Below are 3,251 nucleotides of genomic sequence, written 5' to 3'. Positions count from 1 at the left end.
GTCTACGGCATGGGCTGGTTCCCGGACTTCCCGGACGCCGACAACTTCCTCGCGCCGTTCCTCGACACGGACACTGGAAGGACTCGGCTTTTCGCCACCCGTCGATGAGGCTGAGGGTCCCTCCGGGCCGAACGTGCGAAGAATCCAGAAACGGCGCCAGATCACTGCCGTGGTGAGGCCGAGGCAGATGACAGCCAGAGCCGAAGTGCCGTAGGCGGGCAGGTTCGCTGGTGGGTCCTCTACCCAGCCTTGAACGAGGACCCGGGAGGGATCCTCGGGATCATACGTGACAATCACGGAAGCGCCAGTTTCCGTTTCGGGAAGCATGCCGGCGTATTCCGAAAGCTCGACCTCGGTGCCTGCCTTGGGACTGCTCACAAGGCGAACCTTTACGTACTTCGGCTTTGAGTCGACACCGACGACCGTGGCAGCGGCACTTACCCCGTGGGAACGCAGGTCCTGCACCAAGGAACGCGACGGTAGCAAGAAGAACAGGGCCATCCCTACGCACAGCAGAAATAGGCCGAACACAGTCAGGATCACATGGAGTTGCGGGAGCGGAGGTCGTGGCTTCCACGCCTTTGCGTCGGCGACTTCCTGGTGAGCCCTCTTGATGTGAGGCGGGAGTTGATACTGCCCCGCGGAACGCTTTCTTCTCTTCTTAGTCATGCTGTGGCAACCTTATGAGAACCATCCGCCTACCGTATCCTTGACGCTTGACGCGGCGTCACCGATCGCCTTTCCTGCACTCTTGGCGGCGCCAGTAACAGCGTTGACTGCCTTCCTGCCGGTCTCCGTCTTGATGGCGTAGGAGACGCCATAGCCGATACCGAATCCCACCACGACACCTGCTGCGATTCCCCAGCCGACCGGACCCCCAGCGGCCGCAACAGCTGCCGTCGCACCCCAGGTTGCACCCATACCGGCCGCCATTCCACCAACATTGGCGGCCACAGCGACGTCCTTCTCCTCACCGTTGCTGATATCCCAGCCGATGGCGCCAATGGTGAGGAGGCTTCCCGCCAGAGGCACCTTTCCGCCGGTCCGGAGGGCGCGACCCCACAGCGACGTGGTGCTGGGCGGCTTGAGGCCGGGAACCTTGTTGATCAGCCAGCTTCCGCCGTCGGCGACGGAGGCTTCCATAAGCCGGGAGAACGAGCCCATCCCGTACTTTGAGAGTATGCGTTCCGCTTCCCGCGCCGATTTTCCGGAGGCTTTGGCTGCGCGACTGGTGGCGTTTTTGAACTCTCGTTTTTGAGCCTTGGTCATAGCGTTGAGGCGCTGTTGCTTCAACTGGGCTGCTTCACCGGAGAATTTCTGCGCCTTATCCCAGAAATGGGCTGCATATTTCGACTGAACGCCGATCACGCTGGCAAGTAGACCAGCACTGTCGGACCACGTGTCTGCCGGGTCGAGCAGCTTCTTCGTGGCAATCTGTGTGTGCTTCCAGGCAAGGTCCCAAAGATCCGGATTGTCTCCCTGCATGAGTGCTCGGTTGAACACAGCCGTGGGCTCGTCCTTCGTGAACTGGCCGTGGAAGAGCGCGGCCCTTTTGTTGAAACCCGGCGCAGGTGTTTCAGCGTTGACCGCCGTCGTGAACGCGGACCCAAAGACCTTCACGTCATCCTTGGCTGACGGGGCGTTGGCCGCCGCTACTACGACTGGCAGGTTCTTGACGAGGTCTGGTTCCATCTTGGCGTAGAACGCCGAAGCGAAATCGGGGTCGCCCTTGTGCTTCGCGAATTCCTCTGCGATTCGGTGGAATTCAGGGCCAGCTTTACCCCGGTCGAGCCTAGCCGCCTCGTTTGCTTCCTCTGCAAGTTTCTTTCCTGCGTCTCGGGCCTCGCCTATTGTCGCGATGGGCTCGCGAAGCTGTACCATGGCGCCGGGTTTCTGAATCCCTTTCTGGTCAAGCTCCATTGCTGCTGCGAGTGCCTGGCGGCGGCGAAGCATGGGCAACTCGTCATCGATCCAGCCGGCGATCTTACCGATTTCCGTCAGGTTGCTCGTCTCTAGCCCAAACTTCTGAAATCTGCTCAAATATGAGGATTTTGCCCCGTGCAGCTTCTTGCCGCTGGACTCAAGGTCCTTGATCGTCCTCAAGAGGTTATCCGGGTTGATACCGGAGAAGTTGGGATCAACCACTGGTGGGTTCCCCCTCCGGGCTGTCGGCCAGTTGAGGGTCAATCAGTACCGCGGCAGCGCCCGACCCGTTGAGTGCCTCCCCTACTTCTGCAGTGGGGATGATGACCCAGGGCTGCCCTTCTCCCATGGCCTCGACCAGCAGAGAGATGGACGTGAAAGCTAGTGCAACGAGCCGCTCCTCGCCGCCTTCGCCGACCATGGGTACGAGGATGACATCGACGGTGCCGCCGCTGATCGGGGAACCGTCAGGACCCTGAGGCATCTCGGTCATGGTGGGCAGTACGAGGGCTTCGGGGGCGTCCTGAGCCGTTTCGGTTGAGGTCATTGCTACAGATTATGAGGTGATGGAGTGGCAAGCAATGTGATCTCCGGAGGGCTTATGAGGGTCGAGGAGCTGACACTCGCCGCCTACTCCTTACGAGGGGGGAGCTTCATCATCGCGCTCGGAGTGCGCTGGTACGGTGAGCGTTCGTCAGCCGAAAATGCGATGAACGAGGGGTGCGATTGTGGCAGACCCGGAGGCCAAGGTGCCCAATCCGCGGAAAGCGGACCTTGAACGGCTGCGGAGCGACCTAGCCAAGGAGGTGGAGAGCATCCGGAAGGCGCTCAAGGCCCCGACCGAGGAGATCGGTGGTGACAAGGTTTGGGTCGGAAAGAATGCTCGGGCATGGCACAGGGAACTGGATGGGCGGCATAAGAAACTGGGTGAGCAGGTCGACAAGTTGCTTCCCATCATCGACGCGGCCATCCGGAGTGAACCCGAAAAAGTCTCACAGAGTGAGGCGCGTATGTACAACAAGGACGTCTGAGCCAGGCGGCATGAGTAGTTGACGCGGAGCTGAGGCTGCATGCTCCTATGTCACCCATGGACGTTCCTTGATGTGCTGGCGTCGCACATGAGCGGCTGTCCGTACGTCCTTCTGCAGTGGCGCCGGGGGCATCCCCACTCGAGGTTCGATGACCCCGAAGGAATACCCCGGCAGCTGGGACGTCCGCGCGATACGCGTCAGTTCAGGTGGCGCGCTCGATGTTGTCGGCGCTGGTGTTGGCCGACTTGCTGGCGTCGTTCAGCGTGTCGACCCACTTGTCGAACGTCGGCTTGATGT

At 60.8% G+C, this 3,251-nt stretch carries 4 protein-coding genes; 1 reads left to right on the top strand and 3 read right to left on the bottom strand.

Annotated elements, in window-relative coordinates:
• From ABZ281_RS43525 to ABZ281_RS43515, 3 genes are all read right to left on the bottom strand, one after another.
• The coding region (locus tag ABZ281_RS43525) for a DUF3592 domain-containing protein (RefSeq protein ID WP_356663703.1) at positions 1 to 669 on the bottom strand (669 nt) is incomplete at its 3' end.
• Between the two features lie 12 nt (positions 670 to 681).
• Positions 682 to 2,145: a hypothetical protein gene (locus ABZ281_RS43520; RefSeq protein ID WP_356663701.1), complete on the bottom strand. Its 1,464-nt coding sequence runs from the start codon at positions 2,143 to 2,145 to the stop codon at positions 682 to 684.
• Positions 2,138 to 2,470 (bottom strand): SAV_915 family protein, encoded by a 333-nt coding sequence (locus ABZ281_RS43515; protein ID WP_356663699.1) that lies wholly within the window; start codon positions 2,468 to 2,470, stop codon positions 2,138 to 2,140. Before ABZ281_RS43515 ends, ABZ281_RS43520 begins: the two co-directional genes overlap by 8 nt.
• 181 nt (positions 2,471 to 2,651) lie before the next feature.
• On the opposite strand from ABZ281_RS43515, the gene ABZ281_RS43510 reads away from it, so the two are divergent.
• Complete coding sequence (locus tag ABZ281_RS43510; protein WP_356663697.1) at positions 2,652 to 2,954, top strand: hypothetical protein; 303 nt, start codon at positions 2,652 to 2,654, stop codon at positions 2,952 to 2,954.
• Positions 2,955 to 3,251 lie beyond the last annotated feature (297 nt).

Source organism: Streptomyces sp. NPDC006265 (assembly GCF_040613555.1).
GTDB lineage: Bacteria > Actinomycetota > Actinomycetes > Streptomycetales > Streptomycetaceae > Streptomyces.
The sequence above is the reverse complement of the archived record's forward strand: the minus strand, read 5'-3'. Positions and strand labels throughout refer to the sequence as shown.